Origin of the sequence: Hephaestia mangrovi, from assembly GCF_019880555.1 — a bacterium.
GTDB classification, from domain to species: Bacteria; Pseudomonadota; Alphaproteobacteria; order Sphingomonadales; family Sphingomonadaceae; genus Sphingomonas; species Sphingomonas mangrovi.
This window is the reverse complement of the sequence record NZ_JAINVU010000004.1, coordinates 311,067-337,354: the sequence shown is the minus strand read 5'-3', so window position 1 is coordinate 337,354 and position 26,288 is coordinate 311,067. Positions and strand designations below refer to the sequence as shown.

32 protein-coding genes and 1 riboswitch are annotated in these 26,288 nt (G+C 64.4%); of the genes, 11 read left to right on the top strand and 21 right to left on the bottom strand.

Translation table 11 applies throughout. From position 1 onward, the window contains the following. The 3 genes from K7G81_RS12025 to K7G81_RS12015 all read right to left on the bottom strand — a co-directional run. Nucleotides 1-874 (bottom strand): HEPN domain-containing protein (locus K7G81_RS12025; protein WP_223031029.1); only part of this gene is annotated, 874 nt, incomplete at its 3' end. A gap of 70 nt (nucleotides 875-944) precedes the next feature. Beyond that, a complete protein-coding gene (locus tag K7G81_RS12020; protein ID WP_223031028.1) occupies nucleotides 945-1,214 on the bottom strand; it encodes a sigma-70 region 4 domain-containing protein in 270 nt (89 codons plus the stop codon). Continuing rightward, nucleotides 1,211-2,101: an ArdC family protein gene (locus tag K7G81_RS12015; protein WP_223031027.1), complete on the bottom strand. Its 891-nt coding sequence runs from the start codon at nucleotides 2,099-2,101 to the stop codon at nucleotides 1,211-1,213. The genes K7G81_RS12020 and K7G81_RS12015 overlap by 4 nt, the downstream gene beginning before the upstream one ends. 503 nt (nucleotides 2,102-2,604) lie before the next feature. Here K7G81_RS12015 and K7G81_RS12010 point away from each other — a divergent pair. Both K7G81_RS12010 and K7G81_RS12005 read left to right on the top strand, forming a co-directional pair. Continuing rightward, nucleotides 2,605-2,808: a helix-turn-helix transcriptional regulator gene (locus K7G81_RS12010; protein WP_223031026.1), complete on the top strand. Its 204-nt coding sequence runs from the start codon at nucleotides 2,605-2,607 to the stop codon at nucleotides 2,806-2,808. A gap of 142 nt (nucleotides 2,809-2,950) precedes the next feature. After that, nucleotides 2,951-3,487, top strand: a complete 537-nt coding sequence (locus tag K7G81_RS12005) for a hypothetical protein (protein WP_223031025.1) — start codon at nucleotides 2,951-2,953, stop codon at nucleotides 3,485-3,487. A 160-nt stretch (nucleotides 3,488-3,647) separates the two neighbouring features. Here the strand turns inward: K7G81_RS12005 and K7G81_RS12000 are convergent, their stop codons facing one another. The 7 genes from K7G81_RS12000 to K7G81_RS11970 all read right to left on the bottom strand — a co-directional run bounded on the left by K7G81_RS12000 (nucleotide 3,648) and on the right by K7G81_RS11970 (nucleotide 8,607). Then, a complete protein-coding gene (locus K7G81_RS12000) occupies nucleotides 3,648-3,944 on the bottom strand; it encodes a hypothetical protein (protein ID WP_223031024.1) in 297 nt (98 codons plus the stop codon). 1,064 nt (nucleotides 3,945-5,008) lie between these two features. Then, nucleotides 5,009-6,238 carry a tyrosine-type recombinase/integrase gene (locus tag K7G81_RS11995; RefSeq protein WP_369412098.1) on the bottom strand — a complete coding sequence of 410 codons (1,230 nt, stop codon included), beginning with the start codon at nucleotides 6,236-6,238 and terminating at the stop codon, nucleotides 5,009-5,011. Between the two features lie 353 nt (nucleotides 6,239-6,591). Then, on the bottom strand, nucleotides 6,592-6,873 hold the full coding sequence (locus tag K7G81_RS11990; RefSeq protein ID WP_223031023.1) for a terminase small subunit: 282 nt from the start codon (nucleotides 6,871-6,873) through the stop codon (nucleotides 6,592-6,594). Nucleotides 6,874-6,931: 58 nt separating this feature from the next. After that, a complete protein-coding gene (locus K7G81_RS11985) occupies nucleotides 6,932-7,330 on the bottom strand; it encodes a DUF1801 domain-containing protein (RefSeq protein WP_223031022.1) in 399 nt (132 codons plus the stop codon). 10 nt (nucleotides 7,331-7,340) lie between these two features. Next, on the bottom strand, nucleotides 7,341-7,850 hold the full coding sequence (locus K7G81_RS11980; RefSeq protein ID WP_223031021.1) for a 2'-5' RNA ligase family protein: 510 nt from the start codon (nucleotides 7,848-7,850) through the stop codon (nucleotides 7,341-7,343). Nucleotides 7,851-7,928: 78 nt separating this feature from the next. Next, nucleotides 7,929-8,339 (bottom strand): NAD(+)--rifampin ADP-ribosyltransferase, encoded by a 411-nt coding sequence (gene arr / locus K7G81_RS11975; protein ID WP_223031020.1) that lies wholly within the window; start codon nucleotides 8,337-8,339, stop codon nucleotides 7,929-7,931. A gap of 67 nt (nucleotides 8,340-8,406) precedes the next feature. Beyond that, entirely contained in the window at nucleotides 8,407-8,607 is a 201-nt protein-coding gene (locus K7G81_RS11970) for a dodecin family protein (RefSeq protein WP_223031019.1), read from the bottom strand. Here K7G81_RS11970 and K7G81_RS11965 point away from each other — a divergent pair. Both K7G81_RS11965 and K7G81_RS11960 read left to right on the top strand, forming a co-directional pair. Further along, the gene (locus K7G81_RS11965; RefSeq protein ID WP_255586960.1) at nucleotides 8,600-8,968 is read left to right on the top strand and encodes a type II toxin-antitoxin system Phd/YefM family antitoxin; all 369 of its coding nucleotides are present in this window, start codon (nucleotides 8,600-8,602) and stop codon (nucleotides 8,966-8,968) included. The genes K7G81_RS11970 and K7G81_RS11965 overlap by 8 nt on opposite strands. Beyond that, nucleotides 8,965-9,231: a Txe/YoeB family addiction module toxin gene (locus K7G81_RS11960; protein WP_223031018.1), complete on the top strand. Its 267-nt coding sequence runs from the start codon at nucleotides 8,965-8,967 to the stop codon at nucleotides 9,229-9,231. Before K7G81_RS11965 ends, K7G81_RS11960 begins: the two co-directional genes overlap by 4 nt. Before the next feature lie 34 nt (nucleotides 9,232-9,265). On the opposite strand, the gene K7G81_RS11955 is transcribed toward K7G81_RS11960, so the two are convergent. Beyond that, a complete protein-coding gene (locus tag K7G81_RS11955) occupies nucleotides 9,266-10,204 on the bottom strand; it encodes a hypothetical protein (RefSeq protein ID WP_223031017.1) in 939 nt (312 codons plus the stop codon). Between the two features lie 150 nt (nucleotides 10,205-10,354). Here K7G81_RS11955 and K7G81_RS11950 point away from each other — a divergent pair, with 150 nt between their 5' ends. Together K7G81_RS11950 and K7G81_RS11945 are read left to right on the top strand one after the other, a co-directional pair. Beyond that, entirely contained in the window at nucleotides 10,355-10,696 is a 342-nt protein-coding gene (locus K7G81_RS11950) for a helix-turn-helix domain-containing protein (protein WP_223031016.1), read from the top strand. A 4-nt stretch (nucleotides 10,697-10,700) separates the two neighbouring features. Further along, entirely contained in the window at nucleotides 10,701-11,231 is a 531-nt protein-coding gene (locus tag K7G81_RS11945; protein WP_223031015.1) for an ImmA/IrrE family metallo-endopeptidase, read from the top strand. Between the two features lie 48 nt (nucleotides 11,232-11,279). On the opposite strand, the gene thiC is transcribed toward K7G81_RS11945, so the two are convergent. The 8 genes from thiC to K7G81_RS11905 all read right to left on the bottom strand — a co-directional run bounded on the left by thiC (nucleotide 11,280) and on the right by K7G81_RS11905 (nucleotide 19,075). Further along, nucleotides 11,280-13,154, bottom strand: a complete 1,875-nt coding sequence (gene thiC, locus K7G81_RS11940) for a phosphomethylpyrimidine synthase ThiC (protein WP_223031014.1) — start codon at nucleotides 13,152-13,154, stop codon at nucleotides 11,280-11,282. Between the two features lie 46 nt (nucleotides 13,155-13,200). Continuing rightward, nucleotides 13,201-13,310, bottom strand: a riboswitch (TPP riboswitch). A gap of 36 nt (nucleotides 13,311-13,346) precedes the next feature. Then, nucleotides 13,347-13,538, bottom strand: coding sequence for a hypothetical protein (locus K7G81_RS11935; protein ID WP_223031013.1), 192 nt, complete (start codon nucleotides 13,536-13,538; stop codon nucleotides 13,347-13,349). A gap of 94 nt (nucleotides 13,539-13,632) precedes the next feature. Then, complete coding sequence (locus tag K7G81_RS11930; RefSeq protein WP_223031012.1) at nucleotides 13,633-14,640, bottom strand: ferritin-like domain-containing protein; 1,008 nt, start codon at nucleotides 14,638-14,640, stop codon at nucleotides 13,633-13,635. Between the two features lie 28 nt (nucleotides 14,641-14,668). After that, on the bottom strand, nucleotides 14,669-15,628 hold the full coding sequence (locus K7G81_RS11925) for a ferritin-like domain-containing protein (RefSeq protein ID WP_223031011.1): 960 nt from the start codon (nucleotides 15,626-15,628) through the stop codon (nucleotides 14,669-14,671). A gap of 119 nt (nucleotides 15,629-15,747) precedes the next feature. Beyond that, complete coding sequence (locus K7G81_RS11920; protein WP_223031010.1) at nucleotides 15,748-16,893, bottom strand: GGDEF domain-containing protein; 1,146 nt, start codon at nucleotides 16,891-16,893, stop codon at nucleotides 15,748-15,750. A 120-nt stretch (nucleotides 16,894-17,013) separates the two neighbouring features. Beyond that, nucleotides 17,014-17,874: a MipA/OmpV family protein gene (locus K7G81_RS11915; RefSeq protein ID WP_223031009.1), complete on the bottom strand. Its 861-nt coding sequence runs from the start codon at nucleotides 17,872-17,874 to the stop codon at nucleotides 17,014-17,016. A gap of 60 nt (nucleotides 17,875-17,934) precedes the next feature. Beyond that, entirely contained in the window at nucleotides 17,935-18,348 is a 414-nt protein-coding gene (locus K7G81_RS11910; protein ID WP_255586958.1) for a DUF2141 domain-containing protein, read from the bottom strand. Beyond that, nucleotides 18,296-19,075 carry a sterol desaturase family protein gene (locus tag K7G81_RS11905; protein WP_223031007.1) on the bottom strand — a complete coding sequence of 260 codons (780 nt, stop codon included), beginning with the start codon at nucleotides 19,073-19,075 and terminating at the stop codon, nucleotides 18,296-18,298. Before K7G81_RS11905 ends, K7G81_RS11910 begins: the two co-directional genes overlap by 53 nt. A gap of 184 nt (nucleotides 19,076-19,259) precedes the next feature. Between K7G81_RS11905 and crtY the strand changes: the two genes are divergently transcribed. The 4 genes from crtY to K7G81_RS11885 all read left to right on the top strand — a co-directional run bounded on the left by crtY (nucleotide 19,260) and on the right by K7G81_RS11885 (nucleotide 23,633). Next, nucleotides 19,260-20,420 (top strand): lycopene beta-cyclase CrtY, encoded by a 1,161-nt coding sequence (gene crtY / locus K7G81_RS11900; protein ID WP_223031006.1) that lies wholly within the window; start codon nucleotides 19,260-19,262, stop codon nucleotides 20,418-20,420. Then, nucleotides 20,417-21,892 carry a phytoene desaturase gene (locus K7G81_RS11895; RefSeq protein WP_223031005.1) on the top strand — a complete coding sequence of 492 codons (1,476 nt, stop codon included), beginning with the start codon at nucleotides 20,417-20,419 and terminating at the stop codon, nucleotides 21,890-21,892. The genes crtY and K7G81_RS11895 overlap by 4 nt, the downstream gene beginning before the upstream one ends. A gap of 147 nt (nucleotides 21,893-22,039) precedes the next feature. Then, on the top strand, nucleotides 22,040-22,624 hold the full coding sequence (locus K7G81_RS11890; protein ID WP_223031004.1) for an LOG family protein: 585 nt from the start codon (nucleotides 22,040-22,042) through the stop codon (nucleotides 22,622-22,624). Between the two features lie 46 nt (nucleotides 22,625-22,670). Then, on the top strand, nucleotides 22,671-23,633 hold the full coding sequence (locus K7G81_RS11885) for a phytoene/squalene synthase family protein (RefSeq protein ID WP_223031003.1): 963 nt from the start codon (nucleotides 22,671-22,673) through the stop codon (nucleotides 23,631-23,633). A 131-nt stretch (nucleotides 23,634-23,764) separates the two neighbouring features. Here the strand turns inward: K7G81_RS11885 and K7G81_RS11880 are convergent, their stop codons facing one another. Then, on the bottom strand, nucleotides 23,765-24,028 hold the full coding sequence (locus tag K7G81_RS11880) for a hypothetical protein (RefSeq protein ID WP_255586957.1): 264 nt from the start codon (nucleotides 24,026-24,028) through the stop codon (nucleotides 23,765-23,767). Between the two features lie 80 nt (nucleotides 24,029-24,108). On the opposite strand from K7G81_RS11880, the gene K7G81_RS11875 reads away from it, so the two are divergent. Beyond that, nucleotides 24,109-25,932, top strand: coding sequence for an ABCB family ABC transporter ATP-binding protein/permease (locus K7G81_RS11875; RefSeq protein ID WP_223031053.1), 1,824 nt, complete (start codon nucleotides 24,109-24,111; stop codon nucleotides 25,930-25,932). A 66-nt stretch (nucleotides 25,933-25,998) separates the two neighbouring features. On the opposite strand, the gene K7G81_RS11870 is transcribed toward K7G81_RS11875, so the two are convergent. Further along, nucleotides 25,999-26,283: a GNAT family N-acetyltransferase gene (locus K7G81_RS11870; RefSeq protein ID WP_223031002.1), complete on the bottom strand. Its 285-nt coding sequence runs from the start codon at nucleotides 26,281-26,283 to the stop codon at nucleotides 25,999-26,001. Nucleotides 26,284-26,288: the final 5 nt, after the last annotated feature.

The window sequence follows — 26,288 nt, the reverse complement described above, 5'->3', positions numbered from 1 at the left end:
CTTCCTGCACCGCGCGGCCGAGTTCCTCGACGCGCTCGCCGAGCCACGTAAGCTCTTCCTCGGTGATGCGATAGTGCTTGGAGTAGCGCGCTTTCACATAGGCGTCCTTGAGCTTCTCGAACCGCGCGCGATCCTGGCGCGTGGTGCGCGGCCAGACGTGCACCAGCCGCGCGTCGAGCTTGTCGGCCTGGGTGCGCAGGAAGCCGATATTGTGGACGTGCGGCGTGTAGAAGGTGCTGACGAGCAGGACGCAATGATAGAGCCGCTCGACGGCTTGGTGGAGGATGAAAGCCGCGTCCTTCGTCCATCCTCGCGCTAGATCTTCGCCGAAGTTGACGTAGCAACGCATCGCGCTCGGAAACCACTCCTCGAAATACTCCCGCGCCATCTCCAGCGCCTGCTCGGGCGTCTTGGGGCGCGGAGTGTGAAATGGCTTGTCGTCCGCCTGATAGAGCGCGACGCCGTCACGCGCGATGTCCATGAAGAAGAACCGGCCGTGCGCGAGCGCGTCGTTCACTTCCTGAAGCGTGTGGACGATAAAGTTGACCGGCGTGCGCAGCGTCCTGGTGATCGTCATCTCACGCATCAGCCGCTCGTCGGCGCGGTACCAATAGGTGGCGCGATCGGTGAGCTCGGCCTGATTGACGATGATCAGCAGGTCGTAGTCGGACTGATAGCCCTTTTCGGTATGCGGCTCGTCGACCCAGCCGCCGCGTGCGTAGCTGCCGAACAGGATGATCTTGAGAATGCGCCCGACTTTGCGCTTGCCGGTGGCGAGCTTGGTCGCGTCGCCGAACTCTTCGAACAAGATCTCGACGACGCGCTCGAGCTCGCGCTGCTTGGCGGGCGGCAGATGGTCGAGATCGGTGCGCATCGGCAATGATCCTAACGGCATGACAGCGCAGCGAACAGCCTCGCCAGCAATGCGGGCGAGGCGGTTACAGTCATTTTGACCCTTTCCGGCCGATCCAGCGAGCAAGCCGGTACCGCCACAGCGTCGCCGGCTTGTCGATCGCCTCGGCGAGCGTCGCCAGCGCGGCGGCGAAATCGCGTTCGATCTCGTCAGCACCAACGCCAAGCCGTTCGGCAAGCGCTTCATAGGTCAGCCCGTCGCGGGCAAGCGCAACGTAAACCGCGCGTTGCCGCTCGGGCAGCTGCGCCAGCGCCGTGACCAGTCGGCGGCGAACGCGGGCATTGCCCGCCCGCGCGCTCACGCTTCCCCCTCCGGTGCGAACGCGAGCAGGTAATCCGCCGCCTTGCTGGCCGCGCTCGCTGCGCGGAAAATCGCGCGCTCGTCGTCGCGCAGCACCTTCAGCCAGCTGGCGATGTAATCGGCATGCCGCACGGTCGGCCGGATCGCCAGCGAAGCGCAAGCGAACGCGCTCGCCATCTCCGCCACAAGCTCCTCACGCGCATAATCGGCGCTGCCGAACCGTCCGCGTTGGTCACGGTCGAGCCGAGTTGCATGTCCGGTCCAATGGCCAAGCTCGTGAAGCGCGGTGCGATACCAGTTGATCGGCTCGCCGAACGCTGCTTGCGGCGGCACCGCGACATAGTCGCCACCCGGCGAATAATAGGCCTCGCCGCCGCCGATCCTAAAATCTGCGCCGCTCGCTTCGATCAGCGTCTGCACGTCCGGCAGGATATCCTCCTCGGCCGGAAGCTCGGGCAGTTCGGTCAACCGCTCGGGCAGACCCTCGCACTGCGCAACATTGAACACGGTGAACCGCTTCAAGAATGCCCGCTGCCGCGCCTCGCGATCCTCGTCGCGCGCGCGTTCCGCCTCAATCCTCGGCGTGAAGCGATCTGCATAACAGACCGTCGTTCCCCGCTCGCCCTTGCGGACATTGCCGCCCGCCTTCTGCGCCTGTCGGTAGGTCAACCAGCGCTGAGACGCATAACGTCCTTCGATGACCGCCGCCCACAGGATCAGCACGTTGATCCCCGAATAGCGCCGCCCGGTTACCGCATTGGCAGGCATGGCGCACCCGCACGCCGCCGCATCCCAAGGCTGAACCCAGGGGAGCCGCCCTTGCTCCAGCTCGGCGATTACCCGCGCGGTCACTTCGGCATAGAGGCTTTGCCGCTCGCTCTTTTCCATCTTCCTTACTCCCAACCGCAACCGGCGCCGGAATGGCGAGGGGGGCGGCAGGAGCGGACCGGCGATCCCGCCGACTAAGGCGGGCCGCACCCGAAGGGCCGAAATGCAATGGAGGACCCCGGCGCAGCCGGGGTTGCGGCACGTCGCGGCGGGTTCAAAGGGTAGCGACGCCCCCCTCGCCAGATCGACGCGCGGTCAGCGCCAGACGCCACCCGCCAAGCGGGTGTCCCCATGCCGGGGCGCAGCACCGGCCACAGCGTCATGCGATCGTCATCCGAACGGACCGAGACGCGCCAGCGGCCCGGCGGCGCGCACAGGGACGTAGAGCGCGGTCACGCCATCGGCGGGAGACGCCGAAGCTACCTCGGTCGGAAAGCCAAGGGTACGTTTGTGGTGCAGCCCGGTACCCGTCGGGTGCCACTCAGCTTCCGCCCTCTTGCACTGAGAGCTGATGAGCCAATTCTGCCTGTCAAACCTCACCACAGACTAGATAGGACCACGCCATGAACGACACCCCCGACCGCATCCTCAGGCTCAACACAGTGCTCGACCGTACTGGGCTCAGCCGCTCGACTCTTTATCGGAAGATCGAGGCTGGGACGTTCCCTCGCCAGGTGCGGATCGCGGTGCGATGTGCAGGATGGCGTGAGTCCGCAATTCGCGAATGGCTCCAGAACCCGATGTCCTATCGGGCTGGCGATTGCTGACGGACCGGTCGAAGGCAGCGCCGCTAGACAGCCGCCGTAGATCCGCGCAGCCGCGCGCTCAAGCCACAGCATGGTATTGTAGCAAGGAAATGAGTCAGACTTTAGCTCGACAAGCTGCCAGTCGTTCGCATAGCGTGTAACCATGAGCAGCGGTGCGGTTGAAGATTTGGTGGTCCAAGTAAGAGATCACTACGTCGATCAGTTTCGGGTTTTCGTTGCGCAGCAACGAAAAACCTGCCGGACGGGATGTCCCGAAGTAAAGTTCAGCCTTCCGGAGGATAATGCTGCGTTTCAACGCCTGGTAGTTGTAGATTTCGTGCGCAACGACGCCGGACCAGAAGCCGTTTTCTTTGAGCCGAAAAATGCGCTGGCGTTCAATGCGATCGAATGCAACATCGAAACAACAAAGCTGGTTGTAGAGGAACTGCAGTGGGATCAAGTTCTGATAAAGCACGATGCGCCGCAAGTTGAAGATATTATAAGAAATTGGTTTGATAAGTGGTTTGACGTTGAGGAACGCCGTTTCGATAGTTCTTCGGACATATCTAATTGTATCCACTCGATATATATCGAACCTGGCGAACTTCAGGTCGATCTCGGAACAGCACCTCCCGAAGCGTTCTGGGAGCTATTGCACGGCTTGGCTGCGGGGAACGCGAACCGCATTACCGTCCGCTAGCGGGCTTAAGATAACGCCGACATTTTGGCTGACATTGGGGCGCTTGCTGACCGGCCGCTGCTGGCACCGGCTTGCCCGGTCGCAAATGGCGGCCATTGGGTGGTTAGCTGATGGTCGGCCTTCGGACGATGGCCACGGGAAAGTCGACATGAGCGTCAACCTATCGAAGCATCATCGAATCTGGGCCTCTCACCTCAACCCACTCACTAACGCCCAGGGTCTCTGACATCATCTTTAGCAATTTCGCTGCGTTGATGTTTGCGTCGTCCGGCAGAACGATATTCATACCGGTCACTCCGCTGTCCCAGCGCACGCCATTTCGGACACCGATGAGTTTGATACCTTTGGCCTTGTGAGCCGTGATAACTTGCCAATCTTCTCCTTGAAGCCGGTAGCAGCCTTCCGCGAAAGCCATGTCTTCCGACATGACCAAATCCCATGTGATTTCTGCAATCATTTCAATAGCGCCGCATGGCGATGCACAGTTGCAAATGGCTATTTGCCTCATCGTCGCAATGTCAGCAGTCAGACTTCGCACGGTTTCGCCGGAATGGCTGGGTTTGGGGCGTTAGCCGTCGTCCGATCCATCTCGGTCCCTTGTGCGAATGTGAGCCGCAAGTTGGACGAGGCCGCCGATAGAAGCGCAGACGGCAATAACCACCGCCAAGTTTAGTAACTTCATCCAGCCCCAACTGACGGTGCAAGGTGGGCCAATGTGCATGTCGCAGGAGCGCTCGCCCAGCATCATGACAGCGAGAATTGGGATACCTAGAAATACGAATAGAAGAGCCGATACGGCACATCCGGAATAGCTCGATGGTCTGTAAGCCATCCTGTCATTTTGACGGAGACTATGCGCTTCCGCAACGTCCGCTGTCAGGCGATCGGTATCGCCTCGCCATCGGCTGATTATGGGGCGGGCGCGGACCGGCAGCTGTTGGCTGCCACTCGCTTGGCCGCCAAAGGCCAAGCCGTGGGTGGATTTGAAAATGTCCAGTCTTGGCGACCGCCAAAAGCAAGTGGACTATAAAGGATTGCCCCGATCGGCATGCCACGCCAGCAATGTTCCAGCTAGCGCAATTAGTCCACCGACGGCCATTGCGATCCCAACGGCATTCTCAATGCGCGTGTGATCCGAACCGATGAAGAGGCTTGCGCTCAGCAACACTATGCCGACTGATGGGAAAAGGACAGCAAGGCGACGGTTCCGGACAGGCACCTTCTCAGATTGGCTATGCTAGCAGCGAGGGTCAAGCGGCCATTCCAAAAGCATTCGTGATGACTCGTCGTGACCACTTCACTTACACCGCGGGGTCGATTGTCCGCCCGCTGTCGGGATTAGGGAGACGAGCGTCTGATGACGGATGTGGGGCGACTGCCGACTAACCGCTTTAACGAGCCTAAGATCTTGCGGGTTGTTGCCGCGCCGGGCCAACAGCCTCAGCGAGGAGGTAGCCGCTGTGGAGGCGTCGTCTTTATCCAGCTTGTAGAGCATGTTCGCGATCGGCACGTCTCGGTTGATCACAGTGCAAGGCCAGCAAGCGCTTCGGCGGCCGCGTGACGGCTAAGATGCCCGTAATGTCGTTCGATCATGTCCGCGCTCGTGTCGCTGATTTGAGCAACGGTCAGCAACGGTAGTCCTCCATTCACCAAGTCGGTGATCGTACTGTGTCTCAGCGTGTAGGCGGTCGTACCAGCTGGCAATTGAGCCTTTGCGACGGCCGCGGCGATCGGCTTCTTCCAAGCATCCTTGTTCCAAGCCTTGCCGTTCGCCTGCCTCAATAGAGCCGCGCCAGGGAGCTGCCCCTTTGCCTGTTCAGTGAATAACTTGACGGCAGCGGCGGGAATGAGGATTCGGCGAGGCTTGCCGCTCTTGTCTTTGCCAATACTCAGCTCGGAAGTCCGCTTGTCGAAGTCCGCAACCGTGAGATTGGCAACTGCGCCCGGTCGAAGTGGAAGCAGACATAGCGCTTGTAGAAACGGCACCGCGTCAGCGTCGACAGCGGCGAGCAGCTCGCGGCGCTGCTCGCGATCGAGGTAAAGCGTTCGCTGCCGATCCGCGTTCCGGATTGGCCGCAAAGCTTCCTGCCAGGCAGCTTCTGTATCGGGGGCACCGGGCGCAAGTATCTTGTTCAGCGCTGCCCGCAGCATTGCCATGTCACGGTTGATCGAAGCTGGCGCACGGGGCCGAGTGACCTGATTTCCCTTCTTGCGCCGGCTAACCAAGGCCGGTTTCGCCTCCAGCCGGTCACGCCACTGCTTTAAATGTTGACGGCGCAATCTTGTGAGCTTTACCTTTGCAATAGGGTCCGAATACACGTGCCTTATGAAACGTCCCGCGGCTTCGGTATTCGCCTCGGCATAGCGGCGGCACGCTTCCTCGACCGTTTCGATCTTTTCTTCGGCATGACCGCCCGACTCAATTAGCTCGACGAAGGCCTCAACTTCTTTCTTCGCGGCGGCAAAGCGGTCCCGGCCTGGCAGAGCTCCAAAATCCCCAAGTGCCTTCAGCCGATAAGCGCGCTGATCTTCGTCATAAGCGCGCCCAATCCACGTCCCCGCGCCTTCACGAACCGACGGACGGTAACCTAGAAAGCAACCGGGTCGAATCCGCTGCCAGTGCGGCTCGCGCTGTGGACGGAGCGCCTCTCGTTCCTTCACCTTGCTCAAGTCCAGCGCCATCGCCGATCCCCGTAAAAAATTCCGTACGGAAAAAGTACGGAAAACATAGTCGGAGATTGCTGAACTCATTGAGACAGGAAATCAAGCTTTTCTGCGGGTTTCTGAATTCCAAAAGGTCCGAAGGAACCCCATTTCTCTGCCTTCGGGAGGCAGGGGCCGGAGGTTCGAATCCTCTCTCCCCGACCATCGCATCGCGCCGCCGCTCGTGCGGGCGAAGTTGACGAAAATGACGGCGCGGAGCCCCTTCCCCACGACATGCGCCGGCGACGCGACGGCGCGGCACCGCGAGGCGCCATGACCGCGACACCGGCGCGTCACTGACGCGACATTCCGGCGACATGCGTGCGCCCAGCCCGCGCGCCTTTGCGACGGAGTCGCTCCGGGGTCGCGACGGAACCGCACCGGCACGCGTCCACCGCGCATCAGCCGCGCGACGGCGGTGGTGCGGACCGCGCGAAGGGATCGGCGAGCTGGCGGGCGTGGAGCGCGAGCGCCTGATCCCAGGCGCGATCGAACGGCGTGCCCGCCAGCCGCGCGCGGAGGCGATGCGCGCTCGATCGCGACATGCCGGCGGCACGGGCCGCGCGGGCGATGCTGCCGGTCTCGACCAGGGCGGCAAGGAAGATGCGCTGCCTGGCCGGCGTCCATTGCGCGCGGAGCGGCGGCTCGGCCGGCGCAGCGGCGGGGATACGATCCTGTTCCATCGGACAGGGTAGATCAGATGAAATCCAACATTGAAAGGGGGTTGCGACCGCCCCCACCTCACCCAGAGGCGCGCCGGGCGGCGTGATAGGCGGCGTGGATCAGCGCGGCCAGCGCGGCGTCGTCGCGCGGTTCGCCGAGGCGCAGCTTGACGTGGCGCATCCGCACGCCGCTGCCTTCGAGCAGGCGCGCGGGATCGGGCAGCCAGGCGCCGTGAAAGAAGCCGATCGCGGCATGGGCGCGATAGGCGGCGACATAAGCGAAGGCGGCCGCGCCGGCGCAAGCGGTGGGGCAGCGATCGTGAATGATCTCGCGCACGTCGTCCCCGCAGGCGCGCATCCGGGCAAACCAGTCGGCGAGCATGGGGCGGAACGGATCGGCGACATCGAACCACGTCGCGACGGCGGGATCGTGGCGGACGGCACCGGGGAGGAGAAAGGGCGCGTCGGAGGCGAGCATGGGCGGCTCCTCAATCGGCAGGGCGCAGCGGCCAGCGGCCGTGCTCGATATGCGCGGCCTTGCCGACTAGGCTTTCGACCAGCAGGATTTCGGTGACCGTCCAGCCGATCGGCGCGGTCTTTTCCGCGCGCAGACGGTCGCCATGATAATTGATGGTGAGGTGCGGCTCGGGCGTGGTGCCGAGCATCATCGGCGCGCGCGCCTCCAGCAAATGGCGGACGAGCGCGGCCTGGAAAGCGCGGGCTTGCGCGAGCGGATCGCGGGTGCGCAGCGTCACCGCCTTGCGGTTCTCGATGCGATCGAAGGCGAGCGGGAAGGCGGCGCCGTCGAAACTGTCGAGCGCGGCGATCACTTTGGCGAGCCAGTCAGGCGGAGCGCGGTGGAGATCGAACAGCGACAGCAGGGTGACGTGGAGCAGATCGGGCGCGCGGCCGGGATCGTTGCGCGGCAGGGCGGCGATGGCGGCGGCGACCGCCGGCGGCGGCTTGGCCATGACGTAGAGCGGATTGCGCGCGCGCATCGCCTCACGCCCGTCACCAGGGGGCGGGCGCGACTCCCGCCGCGGGGCGGACGATCGCGGCGACAGGCGCGCGCGGCCTCAATCGATGATCCCCATGTCGCCGGTGGCCGCGCGGCGGGCGAGCATGTCCTTCATCTCCTGCAACCGCTCGGGCGGATGCCCTTCCCATTCGGCGACCTCGCCGACGATGCGCAAGGGATCGCGCGAGCGATAGGAGCAGGTGATGTTGCCGGGGAACTTCTTGTCGGTGAGGTTGGGATCGTCCTCGAAAGCGCCGGTCGGCTCGACGATGTAGATGCGCTCGCGGCCCGCGCCGCGCGCCAGCTCGCAACCCCAGATCGCCGCGTCGAGCGTGGCGGTGAAATAGATCCAGCTGAGCTTCTGCGCCTGAAAATTGGACGCAAAGCCGGGGGCGAGCAGATCGCCCGGCTGCAGATCGGCGCGGGTGCCGTGGTAGAAGGGCGGTTCGGCGTCGCGGGCGTAGGTCATCGAGGGCGGGCTTAGCGGCTTGCGGCCACCGGGTCATCCCTGGCGTGGCCGGGCGCGGCGCGCCGGATCAGGCTACGATGAACGTCACCGCCAGGATGACGCGCCATTCGGTGACCTTGTTGTCGCGAACCACGCCCTTGATGTCCTTCACCCAGAAGCCTTCGATCCGGCTGACTGTTTCTCCGGCCTTGGCGATGCCCTGCTTCACCGCATCCTCGACGCCGGTGGCCGACGCGGCGATGATCTCGATCGTCTTGGCAATGGCCATGATGGTCTCTCCTTTGCTCGAGGATATGAGTGCACCGCATCGGGCGGCGGGAGTCAATGTCGGGGCGTTGACAATTGTACGAAACATTGTACATATTCGCAGCATGAACGCGCTCAGCTTTTCCGAGACCCGCGCCAATCTGAAGGCGGTGATGGACCGTGTGGTGGCCGACAAGGTGCCCATCGCAATCACGCGCCAGCGCGGGCAGGAAGGCGTGGTGATGATTTCCGAAAGCGAATGGGCGTCGATCGAGGAGACGCTCTATCTGCTGCAATCGCCGAAGAACGCCGAGCGGCTGCTCGAGGCGATCCGCGGACTGGAGGCGGGCAAGGGTGAAGAGCACGAGCTGATCGAGCCATGAAGCTGACGTTCTGGCCGACCGCCTGGGAGGATTATCTCTACTGGCAGGCCGAGGACGCCAAGATGCTCGATCGCGTCAACGCGCTGATCAAGGAATGTTCGCGTGATCCGTTTCGCGGCACAGGCAAGCCCGAGCCGCTGAGCGGCAATCTGGCGGGCTGGTGGTCGCGCCGGATCAATCGCGAGCATCGGCTGGTCTATCGCGTCACCGGCAAGGGCGAGGCACAGGCGCTCGAAGTGGCGCAGTGCCGGTATCATTATTAACATTAGCGAGATACTAGAATAGGCTACCGCTTGATTAACGGACCGGATCAATTGGCCGGAACGAATAGGCCGCTCTCATATCTGGCCAAATTCTCCACCTGTTTTGCGCGGCGTTCAAGACTACAGCGGGCACATTTCGATTGCTGTAATTTGTCCTGAATAAGCGTTTAAATTCTGCCTGAGCTGCTTGTTCATCGACCAATAGGTCTGAAGCAAGGTGGCAGTCGCGATAACGCTTACCAGACGAACAGCCACAAAACTCGTTCGGCTGAAATTCCGTTTTTCGATAAAGCGCACCTAAACCCAGTTGTGGCCCCGGCCACCACCCGAAAACCTCGTTGTGCAATTGCCTAAGCGCCCAAACGGAATAGATATCAACGAGAGCGACCAGCCCATCAGAATAATCCCAAGTGCGATCCTCTTTTACAAAAGCGCATATAGAAGCGTCAGGGAAATTTGTGTGCCGCAAGCCAAGCGGTTTGGAACCGTTTCCGATTCCAGCAAAACACCAAGATCGCGGCATAATCTCTTGATTGAAAGGTAGAGCGATCAGGAAATGCACTGAGGGGCCGCGGCTACCGAGTGGTCGGCTTTTTGCCGCGACCCAAATGCCCAATTGCGTTTCGGCACAGTTAATATCGTACTCTTGAGCTAGAGATCGAGTTTCAGCTGCGTAAAGCGATCGGGCCTGCTCGGAGCTGAACGCCCCGGGTTCACCGGCCGGCCGCCGCCGTGCCCATGCCCCCCGTGACCATGACCCCCCTGACCGTGACCATGATCGTTGTCCTTGCCGTGACCCGGCTGAGGATCCTTGTGTTGCTTCTGATGTGACATTTTTCACTACCTCGTTGCGATCGGCGTCCGTGATACGAATCCGACCGCCGCCGTACGCGGAAACGGATTGCTCGATGTCGAGCGCTCGCCCCAACTCTTCCAATCGTTCCACGAGATCAGGAGGCAGCGATTCGATCATCGACTCGCCTTGTAGGATTTGGAGGTACTGCAGTCAACTGCCAACACGCCTTTTTTTGTTTGTTTTACAAACATCGTGTCCGGCGGTTTGCATTCAGTAGAATGTTTGTGAGATTGACACGAACGGACGGATGGGCCTATGCCACGCTCCGTGGCCATCGACAGTTTCTATCAGCGGTTTGGCGAGGCGGTCGCTCGCCATCGGAACGTCAAAGCTATGACCCAAGCGGATTTGGCGCGGAAACTAGGTATGTCGCGCGCCTCGCTCGCCAATATCGAGCGCGGCGAGCAGCGCGTGTATTTGCACCAGGCTATCCAAATGGCGGGTGAGCTGGATTTGGAAGATATGTCTGAATTGATACCACATAACAAGCGATTAGAGGCCCCGCCCCTCGCCGACGTATCGCACTCCGGTGATCGCGTGAACAGGACGCAGGAGAGGGTCATTAAGCAATTAGTGTCATCGATTACATCTTCGACAAGGAAACAATGACGTAATGTCAGTAACTTTAAGCACTATACCGCAGGAAGCTGCTAAGTTGGCCCGACGCGGATTCAATAGTCAGTTTCCCGTGCCGGTCGAAGCAATCATCAAGCGGCATAAAATCAAGATCGAGTTAGCGTCTCTTCCTGACGATCTGTCAGGAATGTCCTTTGTAAAGGACGGCGTGGCCGCGATTGTCGTCAACTTATCTCATCACATTAATCGACGTCGGTTCACGTTAGCCCATGAACTTGGGCATCACCTGCTTCACGCTAGCTATCTAAACGATAATGTACATGTAGACCGGCTAGTTTTGAACCGGGACAAAATGTCTGCCACTGGTGAAGATCAGAAAGAGCGTGACGCAAATGCTTTTGCAGCAGAACTACTGATGCCTCTCGCAGAGATAAAGAAAATTTGTCACATTGATATCAACGATGATGAGATTATCGCGCAATATGCTAAGCGTTTTAAGGTCAGCGCGTCTGCATTGACCTATCGCATAATGAATGTAAGCGATACGATTATAGAGAAGGCGATGTGATCCGGTTGCACGATACCGCCCTCCCCAAATTGCCGATATAATGAAGCGTCAGTCCTCCGCTGGCATGTAGAGGTCACCGCCCCCGCGATATTTCTCCGCCATCTCCTCCATGCCCGCGTCCGCGCCCTCGGCCTTCCCCGGATTGGCGGCGAGGAAGCTGTCGGCGCCCTGGTTCTGCTTGGCGGCGAAGTCGCGGACTTCCTGCGTGATCTTCATCGAGCAGAATTTGGGGCCGCACATGCTGCAGAAGTGCGCGGTCTTGGCGCCTTCGGCCGGGAGCGTCTGGTCGTGATATTGCTCGGCGGTGTCGGGGTCCAAGCTTAGGTTGAACTGGTCGCGCCAGCGGAACTCGAAGCGGGCGCGGCTCAGCGCGTCGTCGCGCAGCTTGGCGGCGGGGTGGCCCTTGGCGAGATCGGCGGCGTGGGCGGCGAGCTTGTAGGTCACCACGCCGACCTTCACGTCGTCACGGTCGGGCAGGCCGAGATGCTCCTTCGGCGTGACGTAGCAGAGCATCGCGGTGCCGTACCAACCGATCATCGCCGCGCCGATGCCGCTGGTGATGTGATCGTATCCCGGCGCGATGTCGGTGGTGAGCGGCCCGAGCGTGTAGAACGGCGCCTCGCCGCACGCCTCGAGCTGCTTGTCCATATTCTCCTTGATCTTGTGCATCGGCACGTGGCCGGGGCCCTCGATCATCACCTGCACGTCCTGCGCCCAGGCGCGTCTGGTGAGCTCGCCCAGCGTGTAGAGCTCGGCGAACTGGGCTTCGTCATTGGCGTCGGCGATCGAGCCGGGGCGCAGGCCGTCGCCCAGCGAATAGGCGATGTCATAGGCCTTCATGATCTCGGTGATGTCGTCGAAATGCTCGTAGAGGAAGCTCTCCTTGTGGTGCGCGAGGCACCATTTCGCCATGATTGAGCCGCCGCGCGACACGATGCCGGTGACCCTTTTTGCTGTCATGGGAACATACGGAAGCCTTACGCCGGCGTGGATGGTGAAATAGTCGACGCCCTGTTCGGCCTGCTCGATGAGGGTGTCGCGGAAGATTTCCCACGTCAGGTCCTCGGCGATGCCGCCGACCTTTTCGAGCGCCTGATAGATCGGGACGGTGCCGATCGGCACGGGGGAATTGCGCAGGATCCATTCGCGGGTGTCGTGGATGTTGCGGCCCGTCGAGAGGTCCATCACCGTGTCGGCGCCCCAGCGGATCGACCAGACCATCTTGTCGACCTCGTTCGCGACGTCGGAGGCGACGGCGGAGTTGCCGATATTGGCGTTGATCTTGACGAGGAAGTTGCGGCCGATCGCCATCGGCTCGGTTTCGGGGTGGTTGATGTTGTTGGGGATGATCGCGCGGCCGCGGGCGACCTCGTCGCGGACGAATTCGGGGGTGACGAAATCGGGGATGGCGGCGCCCCAGTCGTTGCCGTCGCGGATTGCGTCGCGGGCGATCTCGCGGCCGAGATTCTCGCGTTCGGCGACATATTCCATCTCGGGGGTGATGATGCCGCGGCGGGCGTAGTGCATCTGGCTGACGTTGTGGCCGGATTTGGCGCGCAACGGGCGCTTCACGACGTTGGGGAATTGCGGCACGCCGGCAGAGCGGTCGGGGCCGGTGAGGCCGTTATCCTCGGGCCGGATTTCGCGGGCGTCGTAGGATTCGACGTCGCCGCGCGCGAGAATCCAGTCGCGGCGCAGCGCGGGGAGGCCGGCCATGATGTCGATGCGGGCGTTGGGATCGGTGTAGGGGCCGGAGGTGTCGTAGACGCGCAAGGGCGGTTCGCCGGAGGAGGGCTCGAGATCGATCTCGCGCATCGCGACGCGGACGCCGCTACCGGTGCGCGCGGGCACGTGAACCTTGCGGCTGCCGCGGATCGGGCCGGTGGTGACGCCGATTTCGGTCTTGGCGGGGATGTCGGCCATGGGATGTCGCTCCTTTACGTGCCGGAGCGAGGCCACGGATTTCGCGAGTGAAAGCCGCTTCCCTCCCTCCGCCGGCGCTAACCGGATCAGGTTCGGCGGGTCGCGGGCTCGTGCCCGCCTCTCAGCTGCCGCTCAGCAGCCCCCCGGGGATGTGAACAGAGTCTAGTGCGTCCGGGCGCCGGATGCAAAGCGTCAATCGTCGGCCGGGCGCGCCCTGCCCCGCCACGCGACCGCATAACCGGCAATCGTCGCCAGCACGCCGCCGAGGACGATCCAGCCGGCGATCTGCGGCACGCGCTCGGGACGGGCGATGTTGTGGATCGCGAGCAGCGCGATCACGGTCTGCAACGGGATCAGGGCGACGAGGCGGCGGCGCGTATCCATCGAGCGAGCCTAGGCAGGTGGCCCCGCCAACGCAAGCGGCCCGCCGGCACCATCGCGCCGGCGGGCCGCCCGAATGCGAAAGGGTGGCGCCGGATCAGGTGGTGGCGATCGTCCCGTTGATGCCGCTGGGGAAGAAGCCGCCCTTGGTCACCCCGGTCGACGCCGTCTGGAACAGGATGTTGAGCACCTGGTTGGGTAGCCGCCCGAACACGATGCCGTTGGCATCGTTCGGCGCGATCTGCGAGGCGCCGCCGGTGCCGTCAAGCCCGCGATCATCGTCGGTGGTGCCGTCAAGGCTGTCGCGCCAGTCCGAGATCTTGTTCGCGTTGGCGATCAGCGTGCTGTTTCCGGTGGCGTAGATCGTCGAGCGGACCAGCCCCGCGTGATAGGATTCGGTGGCAAGGATGCCGGCCAGCGCCTCGATCAGCACGCTGTTCGCCATATAGCCAAGGCCGCCGCGATAGGCGGTCGGGCCGATATCCTCGAGCAGGAAGGCGGCGAGCAGGAAATTGTCGTCCGACGCATAGGGATCGAACGTGCTGCTCGATCCGACCAGCCCGGCGGCACGCGCGAAAGCGGTGAACGCGCCGCTCGCGCTGCCATCGATGTTGATATCGGGCTGCGCGATCACCGCGGTGCCGAGCTGGGTGCGCAGGAAAGTGATGTGCGCGACCTGATCGGCCGCCATCTCGCGCGCATATTCGCCGATCGCACTGTCGGTGAAGGTCATCTTCTTGCCGCCGGTGACGGTGCCGACCGCATCGGTATCCGCCGCGCCCTTGGTGAGATCGGCGTCGAGGCCGGCGCCGGACACCGCCTGCAGATAGAAATTGGCCTGCAGATATTCGATGTTGAGCGCCATGGCGAGCACGTCGGCATCGTCGTAGCTCACCGTCGCGGAGGGCGTCGGCGTGGGCGAGCTGCTGCTCGACGGCGTCGGCGTCGGCGCCTTGTTCTTGTTGCCGCTGCCGCACGCGGCGAGCAGCGAGGAGCCGCCGATCGCGAGCCCGGCGACGCTGGCCGAACGCAGGAAGCGGCGGCGTTCGAGGCGGCGCTGTTCGGCCGCGTCGAGCACCCGGGCGATGGTGTCAGGATCAGTCATCGATACTCTCCGTCGAATACGCGCCGGGTCAGGCGTTGTCGCTGCTGGTGGTGACGGTGCCGTTGAGCCCGTTCGGGAAGAACCCGCCCTTGGTCGCGGCCGCCTTGTTGAGGAAGGCGATGTTGAGCACCTGGCCGGTCGAGCGGCTGTAGCAGATGCCGTTGGCATCGGTCGGCGTGATGTTCGACGCCGTGCCGTAATCGTTCGTCGTCGGCGAGATGCCCTGATCGTCGTCGCTGGTCCCGTCGAGCGCGTCGCGCGCGTCGGAAATCTTGTCGGCATTGGTGCGGAGCGCCGGGGTGGCGATGCCCTTGCGATAAAGCGTGCCGCGGATCAGCGAGGCATGATAGGCCTCGCTTGCCAGGATGCCGGCCGCGGCCTGCATGTAGACGGTGGTGCTGATCGCCGCGACTGCGCCCTTGTACGCGCTGACGCCGACGTCTTCGAAAATGAACGCGCCGAGCAGGAAATTCTCGTCGCTGGCATAGGGATCGAACGTGCCCGAGCTGATCACCCCGGCCGCCATCGCCGCCGCAGTGAACGCGCCCGAGGGGCTGAGATCGATCGTCGGCTGGGCGACCCCGCTCGAGCCCAATACGCCGCGCAGGAAGTTGACATGCTGCAGCTCGTCCTGCGCGATTTCCAGCGCATAGGCTTTCACCACCGGATCGGTGAAGCTGACCGCGCGGCCGCCGGTCGCCTGGCCGAGCGTGCCGGTGCCCGAGATCGAATCCGACGAGATCGCGCTGCCGGTGGTCGCGAACGAATAGAAATTCGCCTCGAGATATTCGAGATTGAGCGCGAAATTGAAAATGTCGGCATCGGTGACGCTGGCTGCGCCGGCCGATTCGGCGAGACCGATCGCGGCCGCACCCGCCGCGGCGATCGCAGTGGCGCCGAGCGCGGTCTTGAAGAACTCGCGCCGCTCGTTGCGCCGGGCGACGCGTGCGTCGAGCGCCTCGATAAGCTCCTGGCTGGTATCGGTCATCGGTTACGAACTCCTGCAACGAATGCTGCGACGCTCGATAGGACGGCGAGGGCCGCGCTGTCGATGGCGAAAGCGCCTATTCCGCTCGATTTTGCGCAAAAAAGCGCGGCGGCCACGCCTCAGGCGGCGACGAAGCGTGCATTCGCCACGGCGACCGCCTCTCGCCCGCCGCCCGCCCGCTTGGCGAGATATAGCGCGGCATCGGCATCTGCGAGGATACGCTCAGGATCGTCATAGACCGACGAGCCGAGCGCGATGCCGACGCTGGCGCCGGCAACGATCGCCTCTTCGGCAAGACCAGTAACCGGTTCGGCGAGGACGTCCGCGATCCGCCGCGCCATCGGCGATGCCGCGGCAACCGCGGCGCCTTCGACCATCACGACGAACTCGTCACCGCCCAGGCGGCAGACGAAGTGTGGCGCCGCGACCTCGCCCAGCCGCCGGGCCAAGGCGACGAGGATGCGATCGCCCACGGTGTGGCCGTAGCGATCGTTGATTGCCTTGAACCGATCGAGATCGACGAACAGCAGGGCCATGCCCGAATCGGTGCCCGGCGCAACGGTCGCCCGGCGCGTGGCGAGCCGATCGAACAGCGCGGCGCGATTGGGCAATCCGGTGAGCGCGTCGGTCATGGCGAGCTCGCGGGCATGATGGCCGGCGCGCCATGACGCGACGAGCGTGCGATGGTTTTGCAGTGCAAGCGTCGCGGTGCCCGCGGCGACCATGCCGAACTGCACCGCGCCGATCGCGAACGCGCCGTGATCGGTCAGCGCGATCGCGACGCAAAACGGAATCGAGACCGCGGTGATCGCCGGAATCGCCAGCCGGGGCAGCGCAGCCCAGCGAGTCGCCAGCCCCGCTATCAGCGCCATCATCGACGTGGTGGCGAGCATCGGCATCGGCCTGAGACCCGTAAGAAAGCTGGCACAGCAGCCGAAACCGAACAGGACGAACGTAATCCCCGCCAGGCTGATGGTGAGCCGGGCAATCCGTTCGGGCATGACCACGCCGCGCTGGAACCGCCAGGCAACCCAGAAGCGCAGCGACATCAAGAAGAGATCGGCAGCGAACCAGGCGATCGCCCAGGGCGCAGCCAGAAACAGCGCAGCCGTGCCGCTCATCAACAGAATACCGCAGCTCGACAGCAATAGCGGCACGGGGCGCAGCATCACCGAGTTCACGATTTCCCGGCGGTGACGGACGGCTTCGGCACGCGGCAATCCCGAAAACCAGTCGAACAACGCCGGCAGCCAATCCGTCGCCATTCTCTCGTTCCCAGCACCCATTGCCGCCCTACGTCCCTTCCCTTTTGCAAGGACTTAAGAGGACAGGGTTACCAAAAGCCTGAAGCGGGAAAATTTATTGCCGAGGCCGCGGGTTCGGGATCAGAAGGTGTAAGCGAGGCCGACCGCGCCGAACCATTGGCTGGGCGAGCCGGCGACGCGCGTCACCGGACTGTATGACGCGCTGTTGAGCAGCCGCTTGTAGGTGCCGCCCGCAAACACCTTGACGCCGTGAAGCAGATCGCCGGTCAACGAATAGGTAACCGCCGCGCCGAGCGTGTAATCGTGCCACCCGCCGTGCGCCGAATAGGCCGGCAGGCCCGACGCGATCGCATCATCCGGCGTGATGCCGAAATAGGTCTGGTTATAGCCGCGCCCGACGTGCTGCATCGATCCGAACAGCGCGACCGCCGCCTTGGTGCTGAGCGGGGTGATATAGCTGACCGACGGCTGCCAAATGCCGCTGTCATGCACCCCGGAAACGTCATGGCGATAGCTGACCGAGACCGATAGCTTGTCGTAGGGGCTGGTGATCACCCCGGTCTTGCCGATACCGACATAGCCGCCGAGCTCGACCGCGGTATCGCGTTCGGGCAATGCCGCGACGCGATCGTCATCAATGCTCTTGTGATTGGTGCGGTTGAAATTGACCACCGCGATCGGGCCGAGCTGCAGGTCGAAATTGGGCCCGGGCTTGTTGGGAATGAGATCGATGCTGGCGCGATTGCCGAGCACCGCGAAGCTGAAGCCCTTGATCGACCCGATCGCAGCTGGGCCGACCGCGAAATGGCTGTCGTTCGAGCCTTCGTAATCGGGCAGATAGGCGCCGGCGATGCCGACGGTTACGGTATCACGATAAAGATCGGAGGGATCGCCCCCCGCCGGGGAATTACCGTCCTGCGCAAAAGCGGGGGTGGCGAGCGCCGCGGCCGGGGCGGCGAGAAGAAGCGTAAGAGGACGCACACATGGCTCCGATGATATTGGTTACAGGGGCGAAACGCAGCTGCGCGGTTTTAGGTCCAGTCACAGCAGGTAACGCAGCCGCACCTGTTGCATCGCAGCATCACCGTCGACCGGGAAGCGCGCGGCGCTGAATCGCGGCGGGCCGAAACCGAGCGGCGGATTGCGCGAGAAGCCGAACCCCTCCCGCGGAATCCCCGCGAAACGATCGAGTCGCGCATTGTCGTTTTCGTCGTGGATCACCGCCACGGCATAGTCGCCGCTCGGCAGGCCCTCGAACCGGACCGTTCTGACGCTCGCCGCCACGGTGCGCGTCACCGCCCGCGCGTCATCGGTGCAGTTCGGGAAATTGTCCGGATCGGAGGTCACGCACAGCCGCAGCACGCCACGATCCGAGCGGACATTGGCAAGCGTGACGGAAAGATCAGTGATCGGCGCCGCGCCCGGCAGGACGGCGAGCAGCAGAGCGGCCAGCAACGGCCGGCGCAAACGTGCCGAGGCCATCATCGGTGCCGCAGAGACGATCCCAGAACCGGAAATAAAGCCCATAATTACACCTGTACCGATCGTGATGACGTTGATGATGGCTGGCGGTGATGAGAATCCGGCCCAGCGGCCCGTTCCAGACGAAGCGGGGGAAGATTTCCCAGCCCATATGGTTGGTCACCCCCATCACCGTCATGATCGCCAGAACCAGCGCCAGCGCGGCGACGTGGATCGGCACGAGCAGCACCAGCGCGGGGATCACCACGGCGCCGGTCAGCGATTCCAGCGGCGAGAACGCCATTGCCGCCCAGGCGGTCGGCGGGCGGCTGGCGTGATGCACGGCATGCGCGAGGCGAAACCAGCGCGGCCGGTGCATCAAGCGGTGCGTCCAGTAGAACCAGCTATCGTGCAGCACGAGGTAGATCAGCACCGACAGCGGCCAATACCATAAGGGCCAGGCGTGGAGATCGGTGTAGATCCGCGTCCAGCCGCGATTGGCCCAGCCCCAGGCCACGATCCCCGCGGGCACGCCGTAGATTGCCGCCGCCGCCAGGCTCCAGCCGATCTCCCGGCGCATCTGCCGGTCGAGGCCGGCATAGAGGCCGGGGTGCCGCAGCCGCGTCGCCAGCGCGAAGCCGCCCGAGGCGACGAGATAGCGCAGCCCGACGATCGCCGTCATCGCGGCGGCGGAGGCAAGGATGGCGAGCGCGACCGGCATGGTCGTGGCTTACGCGTTCGCCGGGGCGGAAGCCAGCGGCCGAATGCGGGCAGGATCATGGATCAACAGCTGTCGGGAGCGGCGCAAGCGTTGCGCCATGGATGCTGACACGAGTTCAGCATGACGAAGGGAGACATGCGAAAGCGGTTTCGTTCGCGCGGCGCATCGTCTAGCGCTGACGGCGATGGCGACGACGATCCGATGTGACATGGCGATCGTCGGCGGCGGGCTCGCCGGCGGGCTGATCGCGCTGGCGATGGCGGAGATGCGGCCCGCGCTCGACGTCCGGCTGATCGAAGGCGGCGCCGCGGTCGGCGGCAATCACCTCTGGTCGTTCTTCGCCAGCGACGTCGGCCCCGGCGACCAGTGGATCGTCGAGCCGCTGATCACACATCGCTGGCCGCGCTATCAGGTCGCCTTTCCCGGCCATGCGCGGGTGATCGATACCGGCTATCGCTCGATCGATTCGCGGCGGCTCGATGCGGTCTGCCGCGGCGTGCTCGGCGCGCGGCTGATGCTCGGGCGCAAGGCGCTGGCGGCGAGCCCGACCGCGGTGGTGCTCGACGACGGCACCCGGATCGAGGCGACCGGCGTGATCGATGCGCGCGGCACCGGCGACCTGTCGCTGCTCGAGCTCGGCTGGCAGAAATTCCTCGGGCAGGAGCTGGCACTTGCCGCCCCCGCCGACGACCCGCCGCCGATGGTGATGGACGCCACCGTGGCGCAGCATGACGGCTATCGCTTCGTCTATGCCCTGCCCTTCGCGGCGACGCGGATGTTCGTCGAGGATACCTATTACAGCGACGGGCGCACGCTCGATCACGCGGTGCTGCGCGAACGGATCGCCGCTTATGCCGCCGCGCGCGGCTGGCAGGTGGCCGCGGTGGCGCGCGAGGAAGCGGGCGCGCTGCCGGTTGCGCTCGACGGCGATTTCGCGGGCTATTGGCACTCCGGCGGCAGGCATGTCGCCAAGGCAGGGATGCGCGCCGGGCTATTCCACCCGACCACCGGCTATTCGCTGCCCGACGCGGTGCGCACCGCCGCGCTGATCGCCCGGCAGCGCGATTATTCGGGCGCCGCGCTGCACGACCTGCTGCACGATTTCGCAGCCAAGGCATGGAAAGAACGGCGCTTCTACCGAATGCTCGACCGCATGCTGTTCCGCGCCGCCGAGCCCGATGAACGCTATCGCATACTCGAACGGTTTTACCGGCTCGATTCGCGACTTATAGGGCGGTTCTATGCAGCCCGTTCTTCCTATCGAGACCAAGCGCGGATTCTGGCCGGCAAGCCGCCGGTGCCCATCACTCGCGCGATCCGCGCGATCGTGAGGCGCCCGGCATGAGCAGCGCGATCGTCATCGGATCGGGGTTCGGCGGGCTGGCGCTCGGCATCCGGCTGCAATCGGCGGGCGTCGCCACGACGATCGTCGAGGCGCGCGACAAGCCCGGCGGCCGCGCTTATTATTGGCAGAAGGACGGCTATACGTTCGATGCCGGGCCGACGGTCATCACCGATCCGAACTGCCTGAAGGAGCTATGGGCGCTGTCTGGCGCGGACATGGCCGAGGATGTGACGCTGGAGCCGGTGACGCCGTTCTACCGGCTCAACTGGATCGACGGCACGACCTTCGATTACACCAATGACGACGCGCAGCTGATCGCCGAGATCGCCAAGCTGGAGCCGGGGGACGTCGCGGGATATCGCGATTTCCTCGATTATTCGGCCGGGGTCTATGCCGAGGGCTATGAGAAGCTCGGCCAGGTCGCCTTCCTCGATTTCGCGTCGATGGTGAAGGCGGCGCCGGCGCTGGCGAAATACGAGGCATGGCGATCGGTCTATTCGATCGTCTCGAAATTCGTGAAGAACGAGAAGCTGCGCGAGGCCTTCTCGTTCCACACGCTGCTGGTCGGCGGCAATCCGATGACGACCAGCGCGATCTACGCCCTGATCCACAAGCTGGAGCGCGACGGCGGGGTGTGGTTCGCGAAGGGCGGTACCAACCGACTGGTCGCGGCGATGGTCACGCAGTTCGAGCGACTGGGCGGGACGATCCGGCTGAGCGACCCCGCCGTGCGGATCGAGACGCTGGGCGACCGCGCGACCGGCGTCACGACGGCAAGCGGCTGGCACGGCGAGGCCGAGATGATCGCGACCAATGCCGACATCATGCACGCCTATCGCGACCTTCTGGCGGGATCGCGCAGCGCGCAGCGGATCCGGGCACGGCTCGAGCGCAAGAAATATTCGCCCTCGCTGTTCGTGGTGCATTTCGGGATCAAGGGCACGTGGCCGGGCATCCCGCATCATTCGATCCTGTTCGGCCCGCGCTACAAGGGGCTGCTCGACGACATTTACGACCATGGCGTGCTGCCGCGCGATTTCTCGCTCTATTTGCACCACCCGACCGTCACCGATCCGAGCATGGCGCCGGAGGGGCATTCGACCTTCTACGCGCTGGCGCCGGTGCCTCATCTCGGCAAGTTCCCGGTCGACTGGGATCAGATCGGGCCGATCCTCGAACGCCGCATCCTCGACGAGATCGGCCGCCGCCTGATCCCCGACATCCACGAGCGAATCACGACCAAGTTCAGCTACGCGCCGAGCGACTTCGCGCATGACCTGAACGCGCATCTGGGCAGCGCCTTCAGCCTGGAGCCGGTGCTGACGCAAAGCGCCTGGTTCCGCGTCCACAACCGCGATCCGAACATCCCCAACCTCTATTTTGTCGGCGCCGGCACGCATCCCGGCGCGGGGATTCCCGGCGTGGTGGGAAGCGCCAAGGCAACCGCGGCGCTGATGCTTGAGCAGCGGTGATCATCCACCTCGTCATGCCTGACTTATTCCGACATCCAAGGTGCCGCGGGCTGCAGCGCTCGTAGAGGGTTGGACCCCGGAACAAGTCCGGGGTGACGATGCGTGTGGTGCTGGCAATTCGCCTCCGCTTCGCCTAGCCCGGCGGGCATGAATCGTATTGCTGTTTATTGTGGCTCCGCCACGCCTGCCGACCCCGTTTATATCGACACCGCGCGCGCGGTGGGGCGCGGGCTGGCGGAGCGCGGGATCGGGGTCGTTTATGGGGGCGGCAAGCTCGGCCTGATGGGTGCGGTTGCCGATAGCGCGCTCGAGGCGGGCGGCGAGGTGATCGGGGTGATCCCCGATGCGCTGGTCGAGGCCGAGGTGGCGCATCGCGGGTTGACCGAGCTGCATCCGGTGCGGACCATGCACCAGCGCAAGCAGCTGTTCACCGATCTTTCCGACGGATTCATGACGATCCCCGGCGGCACCGGCACGATGGACGAATTGTGGGAAGCGATGAGCTGGGCGCAGCTCGGCTATCACGCCAAGCCGGTCGGGCTGCTCAACGCCGCGGGCTATTACGATCATCTGATCGCATTCGTCGCGAAGATGGCCGAGGTGGGCTTCCTGAGGCCGCAGCATCGCGCGCTGCTGATCGTCGACGATACGATCGACGGGCTGCTCGCCAAGATGGCGGCGCACCGGCCGCTGGAGGCGACGATCACCCGGATGAGCCAGGCGGATTTGTGAGACGCGCTATTTTGATCCCGCGCCACCCTTCATCGTCATTCCAGCGATGAGGCCGAAGCGCGCCGATCTCGTCGCCCATGCGCGCGCATCGATCATGCGGGGATCGAAGAGTTTCGGCGCGGCATCGCGATTGTTCGATCGGGTCACGCGCGAGCGGGCCTGGCTGCTCTATGCCTGGTGCCGGCGCTGCGACGATCTCGCCGATGGGCAGGATCACGGGCGCGACACGCGCGCGGTCGCCGATCCGGCAGCGCGGATCGCCGAGATCACCGCCAAGACCGAGACCGCACTGGCCGGCGGGACGGTGGGCGATCCGGCGTTCGACGCGCTGGGGCAGGTTGCCGAGGAGGTGGGGCTGCCGCACGGCTTCGCCCGCGACCTGATCGCCGGCTTCGCGCTCGACGCCGAGGAATGGCGTCCGCGCAGCGAGAACGACCTGCTGCGCTATTGCTATCACGTCGCCGGCGTGGTCGGCTGCATGATGGCGGTGGTGATGGGGGTCGCCCCCGACGACGAAGCGACGCTGGACCGGGCGTGCGACCTCGGCTTCGCGTTCCAGCTCGGCAACATCATGCGCGACCTGGAAGAGGACGACCGGGCCGATCGCTGCTACCTGCCGCTCGAATGGCTCGCCGAAATGGATATCCCGCCGGGCGAGCATATGAAACCATGGTGCCGCGAACGGCTGGTGGTGCTGGTCGGACGGCTCGGGCGGCTGGCCGAAGCGCATGAAGCGAGCGCGCGGCTCGGCACGCCGGCCCTGGCGTTCCGATCGGCCTGGGCGGTGCTGGCGGCGGCGGACATCTATGGCGGGATCGCGCGCAAGGTGGTGGCGCTCGGCCCGCACGCCTGGGACCATCGCGTGACGACATCGGCGGCCCAGAAGCTGGCGGCGATCGCCCGCGCCGCCGGGCAGGCATCGGCGCGCTCGCGGCTCTATCCGCCGGCGCCGCGCGATGGGGCGTTATGGACGCGGCCGAGGCACGCTAGCCCGACGGCCACTTGGTGAGGGTCATGCTGAACTTGGTTCAGCATCCGTGGAGTAACGCCGGCCGCCGCGCTCGAGGGCGATGGAGCACCATGGACCCTGAAACGAGTTCAGGGTGACGATTCATGTGTGGCGAACGGTGCGTCCGGCAGTTAGCCGCGCTGCTGGGCCTTGCTGCCGTTATCGACCATGATGTTGCCGCTCGCCCGGCAAGCGGCCTCGATGGTCGGATAATCGAGATCGGTATTGCGGCCGAGCGCATCGGGCACGGCGGCCTGGCATGCCGCCGGGGTGACATAATGGATCCGCTCGACACGCTGCTGCTGGCAGGCCTGCCCGCCATCGGTGCAGCCCATGATCGCGATGACGTAAAAGATCGGGTGCATCAATTGTCTCCAGTCAAGCCGATCAACCATCGGACCGCCGCGGCGGTTCCACGGCTCGTCGTTCCGGCGGCAATGGCGAAGTCGTGGTGCAGCGCCTATATTCGGCGGCGATGCCACCCGATCAGATCACCAAAACCCGCGCCGATCAGCCGCTGTGGCCGACGCTGCGCCGCTTCCTGCCCTATCTCTGGCCGGCCGGAGAGACGCGGCTGAAAGCGCGGATCGTCGGCGCGATGCTGTTCGTGCTGGCGTCCAAACTGGTCCAGGTTTTCGGCGCCGCCTATACGTTGAAATACGCGGTCGACCGGATGGCGAGCGGCGATCGATCGCTGGGGCTGCTGGTGATGCTGCTGGTGGTGGGCTACGCCGCCTCGCGCTTCTCGACCACGCTGTTCGACAATCTGCGCAACGTGACCTTCGAGCGTGTGGGGCAGGACGCGACGCGGCGGCTGGCGGCGACAGTGTTCCGTCACCTGCATCAATTGAGCCTGCGCTTCCACCTCGAGCGGCGCACGGGCGCCGTGACCAAGGTGGTCGAGCGCGGCACCAAGAGCATCGATACGATGCTCTATTTCATGCTGTTCAACATCGCGCCGACGGTGTTCGAACTGGCGCTGGTACTCGGCATCTTCTGGACCAATTTCGGGCTGTGGCTGGTCGGATCGACGGTGGTGATGGTGGCGGCCTACATCACCTTCACGCGGATCGTGACCGATTGGCGCAACGCATTGCGCGCGCGGATGAACGACCTCGATACCGGCGCCGTGGCGCACGCGGTCGATTCGCTGCTCAATTTCGAGACGGTGAAATATTTCGGCGCCGAAGCGCGCGAGGGCCGACGCTACGAGCGCGCGATGGAAGCCTATGCCGACGCCGCGGTGAAGAGCGAGAACTCGCTGGCGTGGCTCAATATCGGCCAAGCGCTGATTACCAACGCGATGCTGGGCGGCGGGATGGCGTTCGTCGCCTGGGGCTGGAGCCAGGGGCGCTTCTCGGCGGGCGACGTGGTGTTCGTTTCGACGCTGTTGTCGCAATTGTTCCGGCCGCTGGACCTGCTCGGCATGGTCTATCGCACCATCCGCCAGGGCGTGATCGACATGGCGGCGATGTTCGACCTGATCGATACGCCGAGCGAGGTGGTCGACGTGGCGGGCGCCAAGCCACTCGACGTGAGCGACGGGCACGTGCGGTTCGAGGACGTGCGGTTCGGCTATGAGGACGGGCAGCCGATCCTGAAGGGAATCGATCTCGATATTCCCGCCGGGCACACCGTGGCAGTGGTCGGGCCGTCGGGCGCGGGCAAGTCGACGCTGGCGCGGCTGATGTACCGTTTCTACGATTTGACCGGCGGGCGGATCACGATCGACGGGCAGGACATTTCGCAGGTGACGCAAGCGAGCCTGCGCGCCGCGATCGGCATCGTGCCGCAGGACACCGTGCTGTTCAACGACACGATCGGCTATAACATCGCCTACGGCCGCGAGGGCGCGACGCATGACGAGATCGTGCGCGCGGCGCGCGGCGCGGCGATCGCGGGGTTCATCGAGCGCCAGCCCGAGGGTTATGAGACGCGCGTCGGCGAGCGCGGGCTGAAGCTGTCGGGCGGCGAGAAGCAGCGCGTGGCGATCGCGCGAACGCTGCTGAAAGACCCGCCGATCCTGATCCTCGACGAAGCGACCAGCGCGCTCGACAGCCGCACCGAGGCGGAAATCCAGACCACGCTGCAATCGATCGAGCGCGGGCGAACGACGATCGTCATCGCGCATCGCCTGTCGACAGTGGTCGAGGCCGACGAGATCGTCGTGCTGGAGGCCGGCGCGGTCGCCGAGCGCGGGACGCACGCCGATCTGCTGCGCAAGGGCGGCCTTTATGCCGAGATGTGGAACCGGCAAGCGCAGGAGCGCGAGGACGGCGAGGCGCTGGCGGCGGAATAGCCCGCGCCTTCGCTACTTCCGTTCGCCCTCCGACAGGCTCGGGGCGAACGGAAACCGGGCAGGCGGTCAGCTTGCGGCCAGCAGGTCGCGATATTCGGGGTGGCGCTCGATATAGGCGGCGACGAACGGGCATTGCGGCACGACCTTGAGGTGCTGGTCGCGCGCCGAATCGAGCGCGGCGCGGATCAGCCTGCTCCCCACCCCGCGCCCCTCGATCGCGCGCGGCACGAGCGTGTGGGTGAAGACGATGCGGTCGTCCTCAAGCTGATAGGCGGCGATGGCGCGGTGGCCGTCGACCTCGAGTTCGAATTCCTGCTCGGCGCGATTGTCGCGGACGGTGCCTGCGGCCATGGACG